Origin of the sequence: Streptomyces sp. NPDC093085, assembly GCF_040683935.1 — a bacterium.
Classification (GTDB): Bacteria; Actinomycetota; Actinomycetes; order Streptomycetales; family Streptomycetaceae; genus Streptomyces.
On sequence record NZ_JBFBFB010000009.1, the window covers coordinates 169,304 to 191,226 of the forward strand.

Annotated in this window: 14 protein-coding genes; 3 read left to right on the forward strand and 11 right to left on the reverse strand. The window is 73.4% G+C overall.

Annotated elements, in window-relative coordinates:
• Positions 1-50: 50 nt before the first annotated feature.
• Together AB0O07_RS24170 and AB0O07_RS24175 are read right to left on the reverse strand one after the other, a co-directional pair.
• Positions 51-773, reverse strand: a complete 723-nt coding sequence (locus AB0O07_RS24170; protein ID WP_365636580.1) for a response regulator transcription factor — start codon at positions 771-773, stop codon at positions 51-53.
• A gap of 98 nt (positions 774-871) precedes the next feature.
• Positions 872-2,176, reverse strand: a complete 1,305-nt coding sequence (locus tag AB0O07_RS24175; RefSeq protein ID WP_365636583.1) for a PspC domain-containing protein — start codon at positions 2,174-2,176, stop codon at positions 872-874.
• 158 nt (positions 2,177-2,334) lie between these two features.
• Between AB0O07_RS24175 and AB0O07_RS24180 the strand changes: the two genes are divergently transcribed.
• Positions 2,335-3,741 carry a PspC domain-containing protein gene (locus tag AB0O07_RS24180; protein ID WP_365636586.1) on the forward strand — a complete coding sequence of 469 codons (1,407 nt, stop codon included), beginning with the start codon at positions 2,335-2,337 and terminating at the stop codon, positions 3,739-3,741.
• A gap of 156 nt (positions 3,742-3,897) precedes the next feature.
• Here AB0O07_RS24180 and AB0O07_RS24185 read toward each other — a convergent pair whose 3' ends face one another.
• The 4 genes from AB0O07_RS24185 to guaA form a co-directional block, all read right to left on the reverse strand.
• Positions 3,898-4,416 (reverse strand): DoxX family protein, encoded by a 519-nt coding sequence (locus AB0O07_RS24185; RefSeq protein WP_365636588.1) that lies wholly within the window; start codon positions 4,414-4,416, stop codon positions 3,898-3,900.
• 253 nt (positions 4,417-4,669) lie between these two features.
• Positions 4,670-5,935, reverse strand: a complete 1,266-nt coding sequence (locus AB0O07_RS24190; protein WP_365636590.1) for a hypothetical protein — start codon at positions 5,933-5,935, stop codon at positions 4,670-4,672.
• 180 nt (positions 5,936-6,115) lie between these two features.
• The gene (locus tag AB0O07_RS24195) at positions 6,116-6,727 is read right to left on the reverse strand and encodes a Uma2 family endonuclease (RefSeq protein ID WP_365636592.1); all 612 of its coding nucleotides are present in this window, start codon (positions 6,725-6,727) and stop codon (positions 6,116-6,118) included.
• Positions 6,728-6,841: 114 nt separating this feature from the next.
• On the reverse strand, positions 6,842-8,425 hold the full coding sequence (gene guaA / locus AB0O07_RS24200; protein WP_365636594.1) for a glutamine-hydrolyzing GMP synthase: 1,584 nt from the start codon (positions 8,423-8,425) through the stop codon (positions 6,842-6,844).
• Positions 8,426-8,795: 370 nt separating this feature from the next.
• Here guaA and AB0O07_RS24205 point away from each other — a divergent pair, with 370 nt between their 5' ends.
• Positions 8,796-9,128: a chorismate mutase gene (locus AB0O07_RS24205; protein ID WP_365636596.1), complete on the forward strand. Its 333-nt coding sequence runs from the start codon at positions 8,796-8,798 to the stop codon at positions 9,126-9,128.
• Between the two features lie 455 nt (positions 9,129-9,583).
• Positions 9,584-10,657, forward strand: coding sequence for an LAETG motif-containing sortase-dependent surface protein (locus AB0O07_RS24210; RefSeq protein ID WP_365636598.1), 1,074 nt, complete (start codon positions 9,584-9,586; stop codon positions 10,655-10,657).
• Positions 10,658-10,732: 75 nt separating this feature from the next.
• Here AB0O07_RS24210 and AB0O07_RS24215 read toward each other — a convergent pair whose 3' ends face one another.
• The 5 genes from AB0O07_RS24215 to AB0O07_RS24235 form a co-directional block, all read right to left on the reverse strand.
• The gene (locus AB0O07_RS24215; RefSeq protein WP_365636600.1) at positions 10,733-12,604 is read right to left on the reverse strand and encodes a GMC family oxidoreductase; all 1,872 of its coding nucleotides are present in this window, start codon (positions 12,602-12,604) and stop codon (positions 10,733-10,735) included.
• Between the two features lie 28 nt (positions 12,605-12,632).
• Positions 12,633-14,255: a succinic semialdehyde dehydrogenase gene (locus AB0O07_RS24220; RefSeq protein WP_365636603.1), complete on the reverse strand. Its 1,623-nt coding sequence runs from the start codon at positions 14,253-14,255 to the stop codon at positions 12,633-12,635.
• A gap of 55 nt (positions 14,256-14,310) precedes the next feature.
• Positions 14,311-16,320, reverse strand: coding sequence for a protein kinase (locus tag AB0O07_RS24225; protein ID WP_365636605.1), 2,010 nt, complete (start codon positions 16,318-16,320; stop codon positions 14,311-14,313).
• 134 nt (positions 16,321-16,454) lie between these two features.
• Entirely contained in the window at positions 16,455-18,434 is a 1,980-nt protein-coding gene (locus AB0O07_RS24230; RefSeq protein WP_365636607.1) for a serine/threonine-protein kinase, read from the reverse strand.
• An 85-nt stretch (positions 18,435-18,519) separates the two neighbouring features.
• Positions 18,520-21,819, reverse strand: coding sequence for a protein kinase (locus AB0O07_RS24235; protein WP_365636609.1), 3,300 nt, complete (start codon positions 21,817-21,819; stop codon positions 18,520-18,522).
• Positions 21,820-21,923 lie beyond the last annotated feature (104 nt).

The window sequence follows — 21,923 nt, forward strand, 5'->3', positions numbered from 1 at the left end:
TCCGCGAGCCCTCCCCCGTACGAGCCCGCCCCGTCCGAGCCCGCCGCCGGTCAGACCAGGCGGCGGGCGGCGGCCCAGCGGGTCAGTTCGTGCCGGTTGGAGAGCTGGAGCTTGCGCAGGACCGCGGAGACATGGGACTCCACGGTCTTCACCGAGATGAAGAGCTGCTTGGCGATCTCCTTGTAGGCGTACCCCCGGGCGATGAGCCGGAGCACCTCGCGCTCGCGCTGGGTGAGCCGGTCCAGGTCCTCGTCGATCGGGGGCGCGTCCGTGGAGGCGAAGGCGTCCAGCACGAAGCCGGCCAGCCGGGGCGAGAAGACCGCGTCGCCCTCCTGCACCCGGAAGATCGAGTTGACCAGGTCGGTGCCGGTGATCGTCTTGGTGACATATCCCCGGGCGCCGCCCCGGATCACGCCGATGACGTCCTCGGCGGCGTCCGAGACCGAGAGGGCCAGGAAGCGCACCGGGTTCTCCGCCGCCGCCATCAGGGTGGCGCTGCGGCGCAGCACCTCGACCCCGCCGCCGCCCGGCAGATGGACGTCGAGCAGCACGACCTCGGGCCGGGTCGCGGTGATCACGGTGATCGCCTGGTCGACATCGGCGGCCTCGCCGACCACTTCGACGCCGGTCTGTTCGGTACGGCCGATCTCGGCCTGCACGCCCGTACGGAACATACGGTGGTCGTCGACGAGCACGACGCGCACGCGGCGCCCGTCCCCCGCCGGTCCGCCGCTCGCCGCCGGTGTGGATCCGGCGGGTACGCCCTCGCTCATGGTCCCTGCCCCTCGTTCTCTGTCGTTCCGCCGCCGCACGCGGCCCTCGTACCGTACGGTCCCCGTGCGGCGACCGCTCCATCCCCCGCGCCGCGCTGTCACTCCGCTTCGGCGCGCTCCATCTCCAGCTCGACCTCCGTCCCCCCGTCGGGCACGGAGCGCAGCCGGGCGGTGCCTCCGTTGCGCTGCATGCGGCCGATGATCGACTCCCGGACGCCCATCCGGTCGTCCGGTACGGCGTCCAGGTCGAAGCCGGGGCCCCGGTCGCGGACGGAGAGGAAGACCGTGCGCCCCTCGACCTCCGCGAAGACCTGGACGGCGCCGCCCTGGCCACCGTACTTGGCGGCGTTGACCATCGCCTCGCGCGCCGCCTGCATCTGGGCGGCGAGCTTCTCGTCGAGCGGGCAGTCGCCGACGACCACGACCTCGATGGGCACCCCGTGGTGGTCCTCGACCTCGGCCGCGGTCCGCTTCACCGCGTCGGCGAGGGTGGCCGGCTCGTCCTCCTCGTCCTTGCCCCTGCCCTCCGGCTTGTAGAGCCAGGCGCGCAGCTCGCGCTCCTGGGCGCGGGCGAGTCTGCGGACCTCGCCGCCGTCGTCGGCGTTGCGCTGGATCAGGGTCAGGGTGTGCAGGACGGAGTCGTGGACATGGGCGGCGACCTCGGCTCGCTCCTGGGCGCGGATGCGCATCAGGCGCTCCTCCGAGAGGTCCTGGGTCATCCGGACGAGCCAGGGCCCGGCGAGCAGCGCGATGCCGGCGACGACGGCGATGGCGCCCGTCAGCACATTGCCGAACTGGGCGGCGGAGCCGCGCACCACCATGAAGACGGCGAGGCCCAGGCCGACCAGGGCGACACCGGAGAGGCCGCGGGCGAGCTGGAGGATGCGGGGGCGGCGGCCGATCTCGGTCCAGCGGGCCCGGCGCTGGTTGTCCGCCTGGCGCCAGACCAGGACGACGCCCGCGCCGATGAGCAGCATCGGCCAGATGTAGCGGTCGGCCTGGTTGCGGCCGAAGTTGACGTTGCCCAGGAAGGTGGCGGCGCTGACGACCAGCGCGAGCAGGGCGAAGACCTGGCCCTTGTCGGGCTTGCGGAGCCGGCGCCTGCCGTCGGGGGTGGTCTCGAAGAGCGGGCGGGAGACGACGGCCCGGCCGCCGTAGCCGAGCGGCACGACGATCCAGAACACGGCGTAGAGCAGGGCGCCCAGGCCCTGCGAGAAGAAGAGGATGAGGAAGACGAGCCGGACCCAGATCACCGGCAGTCCGAGGTGTCCGGCCAGTCCGCGCGCGACGCCGCCGAGCATCCGCCCGTCCGCGCTGCGGTACAGCTTGCGCGGCGGCAGCTCCTCGGGCCCGGGGGCACGGGAGTGCGGCGGCGCGGCGGTGCGGGGCGGAGCGGCTGACATGACACCGATGGTCACACGGGCGGGCGGGCCGGGGCATCAGGGTCGCACCCCTGACGTGACCCTGATCCGGAACCCTGGGTGGGGTCGGGGCGAATATCAGGGTCGGACCGGGGTTGTCGCCGGTGGAGACCGGGCCCCCGCACCGTCACCATGGAGCTATGACCCAGCCGACTCAGCCGCCGTCCGCGCCGACCGCGCCGCCGCCGTCCGACGCACCGCCGACCGACGCGACGGCCGAGCCGTCGGGCGCCACCCCTGTGCCGGGCGCGCCCGAGCTGCTGCGGCGGAGCCCGCGGCAGAAGCTGGTCGCGGGCGTGTGCGGGGGGCTGGGGCGGTACTGCGACGTGGACCCGGTGATCTTCCGGATCGTGCTCGGGGTGCTCGCCGCCATGGGCGGGCTCGGGCTGGTCTTCTACGGCTTCGCGTGGCTGCTGATCCCGCTGGAGGGCGAGGAGGAGAACGAGGGGCGGAGGCTGCTCTCGGGACGGGTGGACGGGGCGTCGCTGATCGCGGTGCTGCTGGCGCTCGCGGGGTGCGGGCTCTTCCTGTCGATGCTGGACAACGGGGAGGTGCTGGCGTTCGCCGGGATGCTGTCGGTGGCGGTCGCTGGGTCGGCGGTCTGGTCGCAGCGGCGGCGGGGCGCGCTGCCCGACGGGGCGCCGCTGGATCCGGCGTCGGCGCATCTGGTCGCGGAGGCGCCGCCGGAGACCCAGGCGCCGCCGCCACCGGGCACCCCGTCGTGGTGGCGGGACCCGCTCACGAAGGACGGCCCGGTGGGTCCGGTCGGCCCGATGGGGCCGGTGGGCGCGGACTACATGTGGGGTCCGGAGAGCGTACGGGTGGAGGCGCGCGCCGGGGAGTGGCACCGGGGTGCGGAGCGGGCGGACGAGAAGGCCCCGGACGCGCGGCGGAGACCGGAGTGCGCCCGGCGGGAAGCGCACGGGATATCCGGGCTGGTCTTCGTGATGGCCCTGGCGGCGGGCGCGCTGGCGGCGGGGCCTTCCTGGGCGGACCGGCCGCTGGGGACGAGCCTGGAGATCGGGCTGGCCGCCGCGCTCGGGGTGTTCGGGCTCGGGCTCGTGGTCAGCAGTTTCCTGGGGCGCACGGGGGCGGGGACGGTCTTTCTCGCGGTGGTCACGGCCGGGCTGCTCGCCGGGAGCGCCGCCCTGCCGAAGAACATCACGTCGGAGTGGTCGGACCGGCGGTGGACGCCCGCGTCGGTGGCGTCGGTGCGGCCCCACTACGAGGTGGGGACGGGGACGGGCACGCTCGATCTGAGCGGGGTGTCCGTGGCGAAGGGGGAGACGGTGAGTTCGTCGGCCGAGGTGGGCGCGGGGCGGCTCAAGGTGGTCGTGCCGAAGGGGGTGCGGGTGGAGGTGACGGCGAAGGCCGGTCTGGGGGACATCCAGTTCCCCGGTGAGCCGCCCAACGATGTGGAGGTCTCCCCGCACCAGTCGCGCGGCCTCACGCTGGAGCCCTCGGCGGGCAGCGCCCCGGCGGGGACGCTGCGGCTGACTCTGGAGGTCACTCTGGGACAGGTGGTGGTGGACCGTGCTGCTGCATGAGTTCCGGCCGGGCCGGCTGGTCGTGGGGCTCACGGCGCTCGCGGCGTCCGGCGCCTATGCGGGGGCGGTGGCGGGTGTCTGGCACCTGCCGTGGTTCGTGGCCTTCCCGCTGGTGTTCTGGGGGCTGCTGCTGGCGTCCGGGGTGACGTGGCTCAATTACCGCATACGCCGTCGCCGGTCGGCGAGGAGGGCGTCGAGGGAGAACGAGGGCGCCCCGGCGAGTACGAGCGGCAGCCAGGCCATGAGGTAGGGGAGGTCGTTGCCGTAGTAGTACGGCGTGGCCTGCCAGCTCATGGTGAGCCAGAGGCTGAGGGAGATCAGGGCGCCGCCGAGGGCGGCGATCCGGGTGAGAAGGCCGAACAGGACACCGAGGCCGACGGCGAGTTCACCGAGGGCGATGGCGTAGCCGAAGCCGGCCGGGCTCTTGAGGGCCAGGTCCACCAGGGCGGGTATCGCGGCGCTGTCGCGCACCCCGCGCATCAGCTCGCCCACCGAGCCGCTGCCGGTGGCGGCGAAGAAGCCGCCCTGGGTGATCTTGTCGATGCCCGCGTAGAAGAAGGTGACGGCGAGGAAGATCCTCAGCGGGAGGAGGGCGTGGGTCGCGGCGAGTTCGCGCTTGCCGGGGCGCCGGTCGCCGAGCCCTCCGTAGCCGCCCGTCCGGTAGCCGTGTGTCATCGCCGGGTCCGCCTCTCCGTCTCCCGCACCCGTGGGTGGATACGTGCCGAACGCGTCCGGCGCTCAGTGAACCAGCCGGGCGGTGCGACGCGGCAGCCCTACCCGGAAAAGAGCGGAAAACTCTTCCACGGAACGGGAAGGAATCGGAAGGAACAGAAGGGAATGTGACCGTTTCCGCTCGGCCGGGCCCGTCCGGCCAGGTCCGCTCGGCCGGGTCCGCTGGGCCGTTGTCCGTTCGGCCGGAGGCGGCGGTTCAGTCCATGACCTCGATGATCACGCGGTTGGTCTCGATCCCCGCGGCGGTGACGACCTGCACCTCGACGGCGCCGGGTTCCACCTCGACGGGGACGGGCACGGTGAGCGAGGTGTCGGAGGGGTTGGCGAAGCCGCCGGGGACGGGCACCAGTGGCACATGGACATGGACCGGGCCGATCAGGACGACCATACGGGCCAGCCGGTCCGGGGTGGCGGCGCCGGGCGGGACGAATCCGGCGCCGCGGATCTCGATGTCGTCGCCGGTCCTGATGGGGGCGTCGAGGTCGCCCGCCTCCCTGGCCCGGACGACCGAGAGGACGACGGGGCGCCCGCCCTCGGCGTACTTCCCGGCGAAGTAGGTGACGGCGGAGACCCCGACGAGCAGGGCCAGCGCCCAGGGCAGGTCGGGGAGTTGTTCGGGGCGGCGGCCGAGGCGTACGGCGGCGAAGATCACGGCGACGGCGTTGACCAGGGCGTACTGGACATCCGTGAAGCTGCCGCGCCCGGCGTCGTCGCAGAGCAGGTCGGCGAGGCGGGGCCGGTCGGCGCGCACCTTCTGCAGCCGCTGGCCCAGCACCCGTACGGCGATCACCCGGCGGACCACGACGGCGATGGCGGAGACGGTGGCGAGTACGGCCACCAGGCCCACGCCCCGGGCCAGTTCGAGACCGGCGATCAGCTCGTCGCGGTGGCGCGGTCCGGAGGCGCCGGCGAGCTGGAGGGCGAGGGTGAGGACGGCGAAGACGACGAGGAAGACCCAGGCGGAGGCGACGGTCCTGGAGGTCGAGAGCCGGTTGTCCTCGCCGATGAGCGGGGCGAGGAGCCCGCCTCTGCCCCGGTGGAGCCAGGCGGCGGCGGTGAGCAGCAGGGCGCAGACCAGCGCGGCGAGCAGTCCGCCGGTCCTGGCGAGGGTCCACCCCGTGCCGATCGCGGTCGCGGTCTGGACGAGGGCGAGCAGGACGACGCCGCCCCACACGGCGAACACGGTGTGCCGCCAGACCCGGTGCAGCCAGGCGTCGCCCGCCTCGCGGCTGCGGTCGGCCACCGTACGGGCGGACTGGGTGAGTTCGTCGGAGACCCACTGCCGGGAGGCGCTCACCGAGTGCGCGACGGCGGGCGGCAGCCCTTCACCGAGGGCCAGTTCGTCCCGCTTCGCCAGGAACGCGGCCACGGCCCGCCGGTGTCCTTCCCTGGCCCCGTGCGGACAGTCCCCGCACGCACAGCCACCGCCGTGCACGCCCTGCCGCACCTCTTGCACCGCCACGCCGATTGCCGCCTTCCCCGCCCCGTGTCCCGCCCGCCGGACTTCCGTGAACCTCAGGGGGAAATTGTCCCGCACGGAAGGAGGCGTTCACGGAGTTTGCCGGGTCGGAGAGGGTGACAACCTCGTTACGGTGTTGACGCACGGGGCCGGGCCTTACGCAGGACCCGGCCCCGCGTGGGCTCACTCCTCCACGGGGCGCCGCCGGTTGATCCCGGTCAGGTCGATGGAGATGAGGAACGGCTGCTTCAGCTCCAGCCGCTCCCGGTGGATGCCGGTCGGGACGTACACCCGGGTGGCCGGGTCGAGTTCGTAGCTGTAGACGACGGGGTGGTCACCCTCCTTCTCGACCCGCCAGTAGCAGCGCACCCCCGCGGCGGCGTACTTACGCGGTTTGACCTCGCGGTCGCGTTCAACGGAATCCTCCGAGACGACCTCGACGGCGAGGACGACGTCCTCAGGGTCGTACCAGGTCTGTTCCAGGCCGGTGTCCGCCTCCGCTCGATAGACGATGAGGTCCGGCTCCGGCCGGTTCTTTCGGTCGATCTTGATGGTCATCTCACGGTCGACATCCAGGCCGTCCGGCACCTGTGACAGAAGCGCGTATTCCAGCAGCCACATCATGCGGGTGTGGAACTTCCGCTGCGGACTCATCAGGACAAGGCTCCCGTCGATCAGCTCAGTGTGCGGCGGGAGGCCCGGAATCCGGTCGAGATCATCCGCGGTCCAGCCCTCGGCGGGCGGGATCGGCCACTGGTATCGCGGTTCCAGCCCATGCTCAGGTGCGGCGCTCATGATTACTCCCATGCGACGGAGTCTGACCCGTATCAGCAGCGTACCCAGGGGGTACGGCAACGCCGCCACCCAAACGAATGAGCGACGGCGTCGGCGTTGACCTGCGCGGGGAGGTCACTCCCACTCGATGGTCCCCGGGGGCTTGCTCGTGACGTCGAGGACGACCCGGTTGACGTCCGCCACCTCGTTGGTGATGCGGGTGGAGATCTTCGCCAGCACGTCGTACGGCATCCGTGTCCAGTCCGCCGTCATGGCGTCCTCCGAGGAGACCGGGCGGAGCACGATGGGGTGGCCGTAGGTGCGGCCGTCGCCCTGGACGCCGACCGAGCGGACATCGGCGAGGAGGACCACCGGGCACTGCCAGATCTCGTGGTCGAGACCGGCCGCCGTCAGCTCCTCGCGGGCGATCGCGTCGGCGTCCCTGAGCAGGTCGAGGCGGTCCTTGGTGACCTCGCCGACGATCCGGATGCCCAGGCCGGGGCCGGGGAAGGGCTGGCGCTGGACGATCTCGTCGGGCAGGCCGAGCTGCCTGCCGACCATCCGGACCTCGTCCTTGAAGAGCTTGCGCAGCGGCTCGACGAGCTGGAACTCGATGTCGTCGGGGAGCCCGCCGACGTTGTGGTGCGACTTGATGTTGGCGGTGCCGGTGCCGCCGCCCGACTCGACCACGTCCGGGTAGAGGGTGCCCTGGACGAGGAAAGCGACCTCCTCGCCCTCCGCGCCCGCCTCGGCGACGATCTCCGCCTGCGCCTGCTCGAAGACCCGGATGAACTCCCGGCCGATGATCTTCCGCTTCTGCTCGGGGTCGGAGACCCCGGCGAGCGCGGTGAGGAAGCGTTCCTCTGCGTCGACCACCCGGAGCTGCGCGCCCGTCGCGGCGACGAAGTCCTTCTCGACCTGCTCGCTCTCGCCCTTGCGCATCAGCCCGTGGTCGACGTACACGCAGGTGAGCTGGGAGCCGATGGCCCGCTGCACGAGCGCGGCGGCGACCGCCGAGTCGACCCCGCCGGAGAGCCCGCAGATGGCGCGCTTGGTGCCGACCTGCTCACGGATGAGGGCGATCTGCTCGTCGACCACATTGGCGGTGGTCCAGTTCGGCTCGATGCCCGCGCCCCGGTAGAGGAAGTGCTCCAGGACCTGCTGCCCGTGCGTGGAGTGCAGGACCTCGGGGTGGTACTGGACCCCGTACAGCCGCTTCTCGTCGTTCTCGAAGGCGGCGACCGGGACGACGCCGGTGGAGGCGGTGACGGTGAACCCCTCGGGCGCGGCCGAGCAGGCGTCGCCGTGCGACATCCAGACGGACTGCTCGGCGGGGGTGCCCGCGAAGAGGGTGGAGCCGGTCCCGGAGACGGTCAGCTCCGTACGCCCGTACTCACGCGCGCCCGTGTTGTCGACGGTCCCGCCGAGGGTGGTCGCCATGAGCTGGAAGCCGTAGCACATGCCGAAGACGGGGACGCCCGCCTCGAAGAGCGCGCGGTCCACGCTGGGCGCCTCCGCCGCGTACACGGAGGACGGGCCGCCCGAGAGGATGATCGCCTTCGGGTTCTTCGCCAGCATCTCGGCCACGGGCATCGTGGACGGGACGATCTCGCTGTAGACCCGCGCCTCGCGGACCCGGCGGGCGATGAGCTGGGCGTACTGGGCGCCGAAGTCGACGACGAGGACGACGTCGGGGGCGGCGGGGGGCGCTGCTGGCACGGGGCGGCCTTCCGGCGGAGGTGGGGCGAGAGCACGTACGGATGCCCCCGATTCTACCGGGGGACGATGAGGCGCCCGACGTTCTGTCCACAGGCGCGGTACGACGATATGCCCCTCTGCCCTGCGCCCTGGCCCGTCTCACCATCCGGCCCCGCGTTGCCCTCCGCCCCGCCGGCGGGTCCATACTGGGCCCATGCGTCAGCGGCACATGTACGTCTTTACCTATGGCACCGGCCCGTCCGGCTGCCATGGTCGTGCTGCTTGAGCTGACAAGCGACCTCCCAGGCGCCCCGGGCCACCAGGCCCGGGGCGTCTGTCGCGTTCGGGGCCGTACGGCACGGGGCCGCCCCGAACCGAGAAGGAACCCGCCATGGCAACCGACACCACCGTCCCCGCGACCGCCCCCGCCCACGCCCCCTCCGAGGCGGCCCCCGGCACCACCGGCGCCCGCACCGCCGAGGCCGACGCGCTCATCGGCGGCGCGCGGGAGCGCATCGACGCGCTGGACGACCGGATCATCGGCCTCATCCAGGAACGGGTGGCGATCTCCGCCGTCATCCAGGACGCCCGCGTCAGCTCGGGAGGCCGCCGGGTCCACCTCTCCCGGGAGATGGAGATCCTCGCCCACTACCGGGACGCCCTCGGCAAGCCGGGCACCACGCTGGCGATGACCCTGCTGGAGCTGAGCCGAGGCCGCGTCTGAGGCCCCCAGGGGGCGCACCTGCGTTCGGGCACCGCTCTCACCCGTACGGCGCGTGACCGCCCCCGCCCGGGCTTCGTTGGGCCGTACGGGCACGCAGCGCACTTCCATCGCAGTCGGGAGAAGGACCGCGTGACTCCGCCGGGACGTGCGACGAGTACGTCGTGGGACCTCGTCCCGGCGCCCGTGACCGGACGGCAGGGGACAGCCTGACCGGTCACCGGAGGAACGGCCGGTTCCGGGGACGCCCGGGACCGGCCGCCGTCCCCGCACACACGGTTCGCGCACTGTGACGCAGGACACTTAAAGATTCTGTGAAGTCCACCGCAACCATTGCCGGGGGCCGCGGGTCTTGCTTGCGAAAACAACGGCCTCACCCGTGACCCCACATCATCTGGGAGGGCCCCACGACTCCGCACCGCATCCTGCCGGTGCGCCGAACTTCGCTGAGGTCTTTCATGAAGCTCCGCCGCGCGATGGCGCTCGCCGCCGCGACCGCCGTCATCGCACCCGCCACCTTCCTCGCGGCGCCGGCCGCGTTCGCGACCGAAGGCGACACCACCTCCCCGCAGACCTCCGCCGACTCCCCCGCGCCCGGGACCGGCGCCGAGAACGGGACCGAGAACGGCGACGACACCACCGAGGTCGTCGACGAGGAGACGCCGGACAGCGCCTCGTCGCCGTCCACCGACGCCCCGGCCCCCGCGGAGTCGACGCCGGCCGAGTCGGCCGAGCCGACCCCCGGCGCCTCCGAGCCGGGCAAGCCGTCCCCGTCCACCTCCACCAGCCCCTCCGCCGAGCCGACCGCAACGGAGTCCAGCCCCGCGCCGGGCCCGGTCGAGTGCGACGGTGACGTGATCTTCGACGAGAACCTCCGGACCAGCCTCACCGGGCTGCCGGAGCGGATCGTCGCGGGCAGTGGCTTCCACGGCTTCAAGCTCAACGTCTCGAACAAGAGCAAGAACACCTACAAGCGCGTCGACCTCGGTGTCTTCGCCTCCCAGGTCGACGAGAAGACCTGGCAGGACGACGCCGGCCACCTGACGCTCCAGTACCAGGACCCGACGTCCGGCAAGTGGGTCGACATCTCCCTCGCCGACGACGACGAGGCGGCCGGCTACCTCGGTTACACCGATGTCCAGCCGAAGGAGTCCTTCTCGATCAACCTGCGTCTGAGCGTCGACAAGTCCGCCCCCGCGGGCCTCGGTTACGCCATCAGCATCGGCCTGTACGCCGACGACGAGGGCAACTGCGTCATCGCTGACGACGACGCGTACTACGAGTTCGACATCGTCGCCGCCGGTTCGGACGCGGGCAAGCCGGGCGAGGCCAAGCCGCAGACGGGCGGCCAGAAGCCGGTCCAGGCGAAGCCGGCCGGCAACACCCAGATCAAGCCGGAGGGCCACCTCGCGGAGACCGGTTCCTCCTCGATGCTGCCCGTCATCGGCACGGTCGGCGGGATCGCCATCGTCGCCGGTGCCGGTGTGATGTTCGCGATGAAGCGCCGCCGCAGCGGTGACGCCACCGCGTAACACCAAGGCGGCCACACGCCGCTGCCCAGGAAAGGCGCTGCACTCGGAGGGGGGTGCAGCGCCTTTCCGCACGCGTCACGGCGCGGGGCGACGGCGCGGGACCGCGGGCATCCCCAGGAACGGCAGCCGCAGCGCCCCGAACGCCTCCGCCGGCACCACCGGCGCACGCGGCGCCACGGGGGCGAGCCGTACGTAATCCGCCGCTTCCGCGCCCTGCGCGCCCCCCGCGCCCCCACCGGCCTGCTCCGGGCGCGGGTCCGGGTCGCCCTTGTTGGGCCAGAAGGACATCGCGCGCTCCGCCTGTGCCGTGATCGTCAGCGAGGGGTTGACGCCCAGGTTCGCCGAGACCGCCGAGCCGTCGACCACGGAGATCCCCGGATGCCCGTACAGCCGGTGGTACGGGTCGATGACGCCCTCCCGCGCCGAGGCGCCGATGGCGCAGCCGCCCAGGAAGTGCGCGGTCAGCGGGGTGCCCATCAGCTCGCCCACATTGCTGCCGGGAAAGCCGTTGATCTCCTCGGCCAGCAGGGTCGCGGCCCGCGTCGCCTCGGGTATCTGCTGCGGATTGGGGGCGCCATGGCCCTGGCGGGCGGTGAGCAGGCCCTTGCCGGGGCCGGTAGTCCGGCGGTACGTGGTCAGCGAGTTGTCCAGTGTCTGCATGACCAGTCCGATGATCGTCCGTTCCGACCATTTGCGGTACGAGAGCGAGCGGAACAGCAGTACCGGATGGCGCAGGACGTTCCCGAGCCACCCCAGCACCCGGCGCTCCCCATAAGGGACCTGGACCACGCAGAGCATGCCCATGGCGTTGGAGCCTCTGCCATACCGCACCGGCTCTATATGGGTGCTCGCATCGGGGTGGATGGAGGACGTGATGGCGACGCCCTGCGTGAAGTCCGCCTTCGGCGCGCCGTGGCGTGCGCGGTAGCGCCGGTCCAGGGTCCGCGCACCCACCAGCGCCTCGGAGTTGGTACGTGTCAGCTCCCCGAGCCGGGGCGAGAGCCGGGGCAGCAGCCCCCGGTCGCGCATCGTGTGCAGGAGGGTCTGGGTGCCGTAGGTACCCGCCGCGAGCACCACATGACGGGCCGTGAAGACGCCTGTGGGCCCCTTCACCCGCTTTTTTCTACGCCCCATGCGCCGTTGGTCCGTCCGCACGGTGGTGACGCGGAGGCCGTCCTCCCCGCTCTCCGTGACTTCGGTGGCCGTGGTCAAGGGGTGGATGGTCGCTCCGGCGCGTTCCGCCAGGTACAGGTAGTTCTCGGTGAGGGTGTTCTTCGCGCCGTGGCGGCACCCCGTCATGCACTCACCGCACTCGACGCAGGCGCGCCGGGCCGGCCCCGTACCGCCGAAGTACGGGTCGGCGACCTCCTCCCCCGGCCGCGCCACCGCCGTACCGGAGGCGTCCGCTCCGTCGCCGAAGAAGACGCCGACCGGGGCCCTGTGGAAGGTGTCGCCCACGCCCATCTCCTCGGCGACCGCCCGCAGATGGACGTCCGAGGGGGTCTCGGTCGGGTTGACGCGGACACCGAGCATGCGCCGCGCCTGGTCGTAATGCGGCTTCAGTTCCCGCTCCCAGTCGGTGATGGCGGCCCACTGGGGGTCCTGGAAGAAGGCGGCGGGCGGCACATAGAGGGTGTTGGCGTAGTTGAGCGAACCGCCGCCGACCCCGGCGCCCGCGAGGACCATGACATGGCCGAGGAGATGGACCCGCTGGATGCCGTAGAGGCCGAGGGCGGGGGCCCAGAGGTAGTTCCTCAGGTCCCACGAGGTCCTGGGGAGGGTCTCCGGGGTGAACCGGCGGCCCGCCTCCAGGACGCCGACCCGGTACCCCTTCTCGGTCAGCCGCAGCGCGGCGACCGAGCCGCCGAACCCGGAGCCGATCACGAGCACGTCGTAATCGGTGCTCTCCTCATGGCTTTCTTCGTGCTGCTCATGTTCCTGCCCCATAGCGACTCCCCTCGCCCGGAACGCGCGCCTACCGCAGCCGGAACGCCTTCATCACCCGCAGGCTCGTGCTCATGAAGGCCGCGTACCGCTCGTCGTCCATCCCGAACGACGGCGCCATCGGCATCACCCGCTGCTCCGCCACCGTCTGCGCCTCGGTGTACTTGAGGATCCCCTCGGAGCCGTGCCGCCGCCCCAGGCCGGAGTCCTTCATGCCGCCCATCGGCGCCCGCACACTGCCGTACGCCGACGCGTACCCCTCGTTGATGTTGACGGTGCCGGTGCGCAGCCGCGCCGCCACCGCGCGGCCCCGGCGCGCGTCCCGGGTCCAGACGCTCGCGTTCAGCCCGTACGGCGTGTTGTTGGCGAGGGCGACCGCCGCGTCCTCGTCGCCGAAGCGGTAGACCGAGACGACCGGGCCGAAGGTCTCCTCCGTGCAGACCGCCATCGGCGCCTCGACGCCTTCGAGGATGGTCGGCTCGTGGAAGTACGGGCCGATGTCGGGGCGCGCGACGCCGCCCGCGAGCACCGTCGCGCCCTTGGCGACGGCCTCCTCGACATGGCGCACGACGGCCGCCAACTGCCGCTCCCCCGCCAGAGAGCCCATATCGGCGCCGTAAGCGAGCGAGCTGCCCAACCGCATCGCCTTCGTACGGGCCACGAACCGCGCCAGGAACGCGTCGGCGACCTTCTCGTGCACGTACAGCCGCTCGATGGAGATGCAGAGCTGGCCGGCCGAGGAGAAGCAGGCCCGCACCGCGCCCGCCGCCGCCTGCTCGATGTCCGCGTCCTCCAGCACCAGCATGGCGTTCTTGCCGCCCAGTTCGAGGGAGACGCCGACGAGCCGCTCCGCCGCGCCCCTGGCGACCTCGCGGCCGACCCGGGTGGAGCCGGTGAACGACACGTAGTCCGCGTGCCGGACCACCTCGGGGCCGACCACGGGCCCCTCCCCGAGGACGACCTGGAAGACCTCGGCGGGCAGCCCCGCCTCGATCAGCAGGTCGCGGGCCCAGAGCGCGGTGAGGGCGGTCTCCGTGTCGGGCTTCATGACGACGGCGTTCCCGGCGACGAACGCGGGCAGCGCGTCGCCGAGCGAGAGCTCCAGCGGATAGTTCCAGGGGGCGATCTGGCCGACGACGCCGCGCGGCAGCCGCGCCTCGCTGACCCTGGTCAGCAGCGGTACGGCGCCGGTGTGGCGGCGGGTGCGCAGATACGAGGCCGCCTTGTGCCCGTAGTGCCGGGCGGCCACGGCGACCGCCTGGACCTCCTCATGGGCGTGCAGCCTCGCCTTGCCCGTCTCCAGTTGGATCAGGTCGAGGATCTCGGCCTGGCGGGCCAGAAGCAGGTCGTGGAAGCGGAGGAAGACGGCGGCGCGCCGGCGGACGGGGAGGGCGGCCCAGGCGGGCTGGGCGGCGCGGGCCCGCTCGTAGGCGGTGGCGACGTCCTCGGGGGTGGACTCGGGCAGGTCGGCCAGCTTCTCCCCGGTGAAGGGGGTGTGCCCGGCGGTGCGGCCGGATCCGACGACGCCCCGGGTGAGCTGGGCGACCACCTCGGGGGTGACCACGTCGGCCGCCGTCCGCGCGCCGGCCGGGGCGGCGGCCGGGGGGTTGGTACGGGGGGTGGGGGCGTCGGTGGAGACCTGCGAGTCCGTCATGGAGCCGAGCGTACTTCCGGGGGCGAGGCTTTGAATACCCGGCAGTAACAGCCAATCAGCGTACGGGATCCGGTACGGATGTCCCTTCCGGCGGGGGCGTGAAGGAGTCGAGCGCGGCGTCGAACTGGCCCCGGGCGGTGTCGAGCTTGTTCAGCGGCGCGGAGACCCAGACGTCGTACATCAGCCCGTTCTCCTCCCAGGCCAGATCCATGGTGTGACGCCGCCCCTCGGCGACGGTGAACCCGTCCCAGGTGAACTCCCAGAGCGCGGCGCGGAACCCGTTGTGGGTGGTCGGGGTGACGCTGCTGTCGTGGAAGCCGGGGTTGGTGTGCGGGCCGTTCTCGTCGGCCTGGGTCATCGACGCGACGGGGCCGCCGGGGACCAGGGGCTGGATGCGGACGCCGATCCGGAGGGACCTGTCCCGCGACATGTAGTAGACGCGCTTGTCGTCGTGGGAGCGGACATGCCCGTCGGGCACGGCGAGGGTGAAGCCCATGGGGTCATGGACGGTGTGGAACCCGTCGGGCGCGGGGACCGGGGGCTCCGTACGGTCCGAGGCCGAGGCTCCGGGGGCCCCGGGGGATTCCGGAGCCGGTACGGGGGCGGTGGGGCCGCCCTGGACGGGGCCGCCGGTGGCGGGCGTACGGTCCGCGGTCGCGCTCCGGCTCCCGATGGCATCCGTACGGCCGTCTCCCGCGTCGCGGGAGAGGAGGAGCCCGGCGATGCCGCCCCCGGCGAGTACGGCGGCCAGCACCCCCGCGAGCAGCGCGGTACGGCCCCGGCGCCGGGCCCGCGCGGGCTCCACCGGAGCGGGGACAGCGGCGGGGCCGGCCCGCCCGGCGGTGGGCACGTCCGCCCTGCCGACGGCCTGCGTCCGGGAGTACGAGGAAGGAGACGGAGCCGGAACCTCCGAAGCCCGAACCCCCGACGGCGAGGCGCCCGGAACGGGACCCCCCGGGGACGGGGTCTCCTGGGACGGGGCTCCCGGGGCTTGAGCACCCAGAGACGGGGCCGCCGGTGACGGGGCGTCCGGGGGCGGGGGCCCGGGGGGCAGGCTGTCCGGCGGGGGCGAGGCCGCCGGTGGGGCGGTCCCGGGCGGCGGGTCCTCAGGAGGAGGCGTCTGCGGAGTCGGCTGCTCCGGCGGCGGGCCCCCGGCGGACGGCCTCCCCGGCGGCAGCGGGGCCAGTGGGGTGCCCGTCGCGACGTACGCCGTCAGGAGCCGTTCCGCCTCGGCCGCGGTGAGCCGGTCGCCCGGTTCGCGCTCCAGGAGGCCCTGGACCAGCGGCAGCAGGGGCGCGGCCGCTGCGGGTGGCCGGATCTCGCCGGTCACCACCGCGTGCAGCACGCCCGGCAGCGAGTCACGGCGGAACGGGGACTCGCCGCTGAGCATCGCGCAGAGCAGCGCGCCGAGCGACCAGAGATCGGAGGCGGGGCCCGCGGAGACGGCGTTCAGTACCCGCTCCGGCGCCGAGTACTCGGGCGAGCCGATGAAGACACCCGGATCGGTGATCGTGGTGGCGCCGACGAGACGGGCGATACCGAAATCGGTCAGCACGACCCGGCCCGTGCCCTCCTCCAGCAGCACATTGGCCGGTTTCAGATCGCGGTGCAGCACCCCGAGCCCGTGGGCCGCGCGCAACGCGCCCAGCAGCGCGAGCGTGATCCGGGCGGCCTCGCGCACGTCGAGCGTGCCGCTCCTGAGCCGGTCGGAGAGGGAGCCGCCCTCGACCAGCTCCATGACGATGTACGGGCGGCCGTCCTCCTGCACGACATCGTGCACGACCACCACATGCGGGTGCTTGACGCGGGCGACCGCGCGCGCCTCCCGCAGCGTCGTCGCGCCCCGCCCTGCGTCGGCGTCACCACCGGCGGCGTCACCGGCAACGTGGGATCCCGTCGCGGGGAACTCCGTGGCATGGAGCTCCTTGACGGCGACGGAGCGGCCCAGCAGTTCGTCCTCCGCCCGCCACACCGTGCCCATGCCGCCCCGGCCCAGCCTGGCCCCCAGCCGGTACCGTCCGGCGATCAGCCGGCCGTCCGGCGGCCCGCCGTCCCCTGCGGGCATGCCCAGCTCCTCCCGGTCGCCCCGTGCGCACCGCACCCCGTACGCGGCGCCGCACCGTCGTACCGCACGATGCCGCACGGTGTCGCACTACGCCGCGCCACGCCGCATGCGCCCGTAGGAACGGTACGCCGCGCTCAGTAGGAGGATTCCGCCGACGCGGCGGGCGGTTCCCGCCAGCTTCTGAGGACCGCGTCGAACTGCTCGCGCGTCGTCTCCCAGTCCTCGTCGGGGCCCGACATGTAGATGGCGTACTCGGTGCCGTTGTCGTCCGAGTAGTAGATCTGGTCGATGGCGTGCCGCTTGCCGGGGTGGGTGCCCAGTTCGGTCCAGGTGAACTCCCAGATCGCGGCCTTCTGCTGGTCCCGGTAGCGGTTGGCCTGCATCTGGATCACGGTGTAGTCGAGCCGCTTCTGAAGGCTCTTCTCCATGGACTCCATGTGCTGCTGCGGAGTCTCGAAGTCCGGGTTGTCGATGCTGATACGGAGGAAGTGGAGCCCGCCGTCCGGGCTGTAGTCGATCTGCCCGGTGCCCTCCACCCGCTCCCAGTCCTCGGGCACGGTGACGCTGAAGCCCTCCGGCGCCTCGATCCGCTTCCACCCCGGCTCGACGGTGTCGCCGGGGGTCTCGTCGCCGGTGGGCCGCGCCGCGCCGCCCGTACCGGAGCCGCCGGCCGCGTCCGTGGAGCCGCCCGGGTACTGGAGGGCGAGATACCCCGCGCCGCCGCCGAGGACCGCCGCCACGACGAGCGCGACGACCGCCGTACGCCACCGGCCGCGCCGCTTCTGGCCCCCGCGCGCCGGTACGGAGGAGGACGGTCCCGTTCCGGGGTCCGCCCCGGGGACGGTCGCGGGCCCCGGCATCGGCCCGGCCGGGGGCAGCACCGCCGAACCGGGTACGCCGAAACCGGAGCCGCCGGATCCGCTCGTACCACCCGAACCGCTCGTACCACCCGAACCGTTGGCACCACCCGGACCGTTGGCACCACCGGCACCACCGGAGACACCCGCGCCGATCGTGTCCCCGGGGCCGCCCGCGCTCCCGGCGTGCGCGGGCGCGGCCGGGACCGCGGCAGCGCCGTCCACCGCGACCTGCCGCGTCACATACGCCGTCGCCGCCTCCGGTCCCGACGGCGCGCCGCCCTCCCCGGGGGTACGGCCCTCCGCCGCATCCCGGAGCAGCCGCGCGCACTCCGCGAGATCCGGCCGCTTCTCCGGGTCCTTGGCGAGCAGCGCGGTGATGACGGGGGCGAGCGGGCCCGCGTGGCCGGGGTGGTCCGGTTCGTCGGCGACGACCGCCTGCATGGTGGTCAGCGGGGAGCCACGGCGGAACGGGGAGGTACCCTCCACCGCCGTGTAGAGGGTGACGCCCAGCGACCAGAGGTCGGAGGCGGGGCCGGGGTCCTTGCCGCGTACCCGTTCGGGCGCCAGATAGTCGATGGAGCCGACCAGTTCACCTGTCTTGGTGATGGTCGAGTCACCCTCGATCGCGGCTATCCCGAAGTCGGTGAGCAGGATGCTGCCGTCCCGCGCGAGCAGCACGTTCCCGGGTTTCACATCGCGGTGCAGCACCCCGGCGGCGTGCGCCGCGCCCAGCGCGCCGAGGACCCCGAGGCCGATCCTGGCCGCCTCGGTCGGTTCGATCCGGCCCCGCTCCTTGGTGGCGTCGGCGAGCGAGGGGCCGTCCACGTACTGCATGACGATCCAGGGGCGGCCGTCGTGGTGGAGGACGTCATGGACGGTGACGACGGAGGGGTGGGTGATCCGGGCGGCGGCCCGCGCCTCCTTCTGGGTGCGCTGGTGCAGGACCGCGCGGTCCGCCTCGGAGGCGTACCGGCCGGCGGTCAACTCCTTGATGGCGACCGTGCGGTGCAGCATCTCGTCGTGCGCGCGCCACACCCGGCCCATGCCGCCGCTGCCGATGGACTCGCCCAGCCGGTACCGCCCGGCGAGCACCGGCCCGGCGCCGACGGCGGTACCGTTCGGCCCCGTACCGCGCGCCCCCGCATCGCGAGCACCCGTATCACGCGCCCCCGTACCGCCACCCGCGCCCGCGCCTGTCATCGCGCCCCTTCCCGCGCCGGCGCCGGTGTTCGCGCCCGTACCCTGCGCATGCATCACGTCCCCTGCCCCGTTCCTCGGGATCACAGGGTACGGAGCGAACACCGTGGCGGGAACCTCGGGGGCGCGCCGGTGCGGTGCCTCAGCGGGTGACCCGGTAGTTGCCGGTGGCCTGTTGATAGATCTCGGTGACCTTGTCGCGCTGGTCTTCCGGACCGATCACCTGCACTATGTGGTACCGGCCCGCGACGATCATCGCCAGGTTCCGGACGTAGACCTCCCGTCCGCTGCTGTCCTGCCAGGTGTACTGACCCTCCGCCATGGCCTGCTGCCCCACGTCGATCCGGCGTACGCCGGTGGAACTCGACCACGACGAGTCGCGCAGCGGCTGGAGTTCACGCTCCTTGTCGCTCTGGTAGACGAGCGGGTCGTCGCCGTTGTCCGCGACGCTGTCCCGGCCGGGGACGACGATCAGTGTGAAGCCGCCCCCGTTGAAGCGGACTTGGCCGCTGTCGTTGATGGGGCTGCGCTGCCAGGTCTTGTCGACGGCCGTACGGAACCCTTCGGTGTCCTGCCGTATCGCGTACCCCTGGGCGAGTTCGGGCGGGGGCCCGTCGGTCTGGGGCGCGGTGGTGTCGGCTCCTCCGGCCGGCCCTTCGGGGGGCGGTGATTCCCCTGAGGGGGTCCGGGGGGCCGAAGTGGCGCCCGGGCTCTCCTCGCTGACGCTCTGTCCCTGCTGTGCCGCGTCGTTCCTGGGCAGGAAGAGCATGGCGTACGCGATGCCACCGACGACGAGGAGCAGGATCAGGAGGAGCAGGGTGCGGCCCAGGGCGCGCGGGCCGCGCCCGCCCTCGTCCCGCTCGTCCCACTCCTCGCGAGCGGCCCGGCCGGCCCGGTCGCGCCGGTCCGTCCGGTCGCGCCGGTCCCGGCGTCCCGCGCGCTCCGGGGCCTCGTCGAAGCGGTCCTCCTGGTGGAAGAGCTCCTCGGTCTCCGGGCTCAGCGACCCCCGCTCGTCCCGCGACCCCCTCGGCTCCCGCGGCTCGTACGGCCGGAGTCCGTCGGCCGCGCCGCGCAGCGGCGTCCCCGCGGCCATCGCCGTCCCGGAAGCCGCCGCCTTTCCGGCCTTCCCCGGCTTAGCGGGCTTCTCCTTCCGTTCGCCGCCCTTCTTCTGACGGTGCTTCCCGTGCCGCAGATCGCGGCGGCGCCTGCGGCGGACCAGCTCGCCCCTGCGCCGCTTGATGGGCAGCTTGGTGGCGTCCTCGGAGAGCAGCGGCACGACGTCGAGTCCGGCCTCGGGCTCCGGCGCGGAGCGTATGAGCGAGCGGAGCCAGCCGCGCAGCTCCTCGAAGTCCGGGCGCTCGGTGGGGTCCTGCCGCAGCAGCGACTCGACCACGGGGCGGAGCGGGCCGCACTCCTCGGCGAACGCGGGCGGCTCCGCGCAGACGAGCTGCACCAGCTCGATCGCGCTCTCCTCCGGGTACGGGGCGTGGCCCTGCACCGCGCGGTAGAGCAGCGCGCCCAACGCCCACAGGTCGGTGGCGGGGCCGATGGGCGGCGCGAGCTGCCAGTTGCCGTGGACGGGGCCCGCCTGCTCGGGCGACCAGCGCTCGGTGACCGCGCCGACCAGGGCGATCCTGGCCTGCCGGGCGCGCTCGGCGGCGAGCGGGGTGGCGGGGCCCCGGTAGGCGGGGGTGGTGCCGCTCGCCATCACCTCGTCCCACCGGCCGCCGCCGCTCCGGGCCATCACCAGGTCGGTGCCGTGGTGCGGGTCCTCGTCGCCGGGTCCGCCGTACGGTGCCGGGTCGCCGCCGGGGAGGCCGCCGCCCGCGGGGAGCGAGCCGGAGGTGTCGCTCCAGGGCGCGGGGCCGTCCCGCCAGGTCCCGGCGAGCCGGGGGCGGTAGGGGGTGGGCGGTTCCTCGTCCTCGTCGGCGTCGCCGTCGGCGTCCCCGTCCGGGTCGAAGGAGAAGCCGCGCGGCTGGGCCCACCAGTCGGGGTCGGGCCCGGCGGGGCGTACGGGCTCCTCGGGCCGCCCGCCGTCCGCGCTCCCGGTACCGGTGCTGATCCCGCTACCGGTGCTGGTGCTGGTTCCCGTGGTGGTTCCGGTGCCGGTTCCCGTGCCGACGCCGCCGGTACCGGCACCCGCGTCGGCGCCCTCCGTGCCCTCCGCGCCCTCTCCCGCGCCCGTTCCCGCCGTTCCGGTGCCCGTTCCCGCGCTCAGACCGCCCGTGCCCGTACCGGCGCTCCCCGCACCCGTAACACCGGCACCGCCCGCACCACCGGCACCGCTGGTGCTGCCACTGCGCGGTTCGGGCAGCGGGGGGATGACGGTCCCGCCGGTGGTCTGCTCCTCGCTGGCCTGGGCGGCGGCGCGTGCGCCCGCGCGGTACGCGGCGATCGCGCCGGCGCGCGCGGCGCGGATGTCGCCCGAGGCGCTCCCGCTCGGCAGCGAGGGACGGCCGCCGTACGGGGCGGGCGCCCCGGGGGGCGAGGTGCGCGGCCGGGGGAAGGCGCCGGACGTACCGGAGGAGGCGTTCTCGTCGTACGGGGCGTCCCGAGGCGCCCGTTCCAGCTCGGCGCGGCCGGTGGCGCCGGGCACGCCCACCGTCGGCCCCGGGTCGTACGCGGGGCCCTGGCGGGTGGTGCCGGGGACTCCCCCGGAGCCGGACGGCGCGAACCCCTCGGGGAGTCCGAGCCGCCCTGGTGAACCGAGCCTTCCGTCCGTTCCCGCATGCCCTTCCAGGCCGTGCGGAGGCGCCTCGTCGGCCTGTTCGGGCTCTTGACTCTGCCCCGGGGAGTGCCCCTCGGGCCGCCCCTGGGCGTAGGGGCCGGCGACCGGCTCCGGGTCCGGATCCGGCGGTTCCGGTACCGGTGCGTAACCGCACAGCGCCTCTTCGGCCGCGCCCGCGGCGAGCCCGGTCAGCACGACCCGGCCGTCGTCGCAGACGAGCACGGTACGGACGGTGATGTTCCGGTGGGTCCAGCCGTGTGCGTGGACCACGCGGACGGCGGTGAGCACGTCGGAGGCGATCTCGGCGGCCCTGAAGGGGTTCAGCGGCCGTTCGGCGAGGAGCGCGGCGAGCGGCCTGGCGGCGATCAGCTCGCTCACTATCCACAGCGACCCGGCCTCGGCGAAGACGTCGAAGACCTGGTCGAGGCGGGGGTGGTCGGGGATCTGGGCGGCGCTCTGCGCGGCCTCGATGGCCCGCCGTACCGCCGGATCGGTATGTCTGCGTGCCGTACGTCCGTGGACCCGCCGGGGCGGCCCGCCGTCGGTCTCCACGACCTCGGCCTCCACGACCTCCGGCAGCGGCACCTGCCTGACGAGGACTTCCTGTCCGCTGTACGTGTCGAACGCGCGCGTCTCGACGAGCTCGTACTCGTCGGAGGGCGGCAACGGCAGGCGATAGCGGTCTGCGAGCACTCGACCCGCGTATTCGTCCACGACGCCTCCCCACAAACAGGCCGTCTCCTGGTCACGGAGACCCGCGTAACCGCCAATTCCGGTCGTCTACCGGCTCATTGTGGATGCGTACGGTTCGCGAGGTC

Excerpts from the sequence above, each read along its gene's own strand:
- AB0O07_RS24185 (WP_365636588.1), bottom strand. The coding sequence starts at position 4,416 with ATGACACACGGCTACCGGACGGGCGGCTACGGAGGGCTCGGCGACCGG.
- AB0O07_RS24195 (WP_365636592.1), bottom strand. The coding sequence starts at position 6,727 with ATGAGCGCCGCACCTGAGCATGGGCTGGAACCGCGATACCAGTGGCCG.
- AB0O07_RS24215 (WP_365636600.1), bottom strand. The coding sequence starts at position 12,604 with ATGGGGCAGGAACATGAGCAGCACGAAGAAAGCCATGAGGAGAGCACC.
- AB0O07_RS24205 (WP_365636596.1), top strand. The coding sequence starts at position 8,796 with ATGGCAACCGACACCACCGTCCCCGCGACCGCCCCCGCCCACGCCCCC.
- AB0O07_RS24220 (WP_365636603.1), bottom strand. The coding sequence starts at position 14,255 with ATGACGGACTCGCAGGTCTCCACCGACGCCCCCACCCCCCGTACCAAC.
- AB0O07_RS24180 (WP_365636586.1), top strand. The coding sequence starts at position 2,335 with ATGACCCAGCCGACTCAGCCGCCGTCCGCGCCGACCGCGCCGCCGCCG.
- AB0O07_RS24210 (WP_365636598.1), top strand. The coding sequence starts at position 9,584 with ATGAAGCTCCGCCGCGCGATGGCGCTCGCCGCCGCGACCGCCGTCATC.
- AB0O07_RS24175 (WP_365636583.1), bottom strand. The coding sequence starts at position 2,176 with ATGTCAGCCGCTCCGCCCCGCACCGCCGCGCCGCCGCACTCCCGTGCC.
- AB0O07_RS24225 (WP_365636605.1), bottom strand. The coding sequence starts at position 16,320 with ATGCCCGCAGGGGACGGCGGGCCGCCGGACGGCCGGCTGATCGCCGGA.
- AB0O07_RS24230 (WP_365636607.1), bottom strand. The coding sequence starts at position 18,434 with ATGCATGCGCAGGGTACGGGCGCGAACACCGGCGCCGGCGCGGGAAGG.
- AB0O07_RS24170 (WP_365636580.1), bottom strand. The coding sequence starts at position 773 with ATGAGCGAGGGCGTACCCGCCGGATCCACACCGGCGGCGAGCGGCGGA.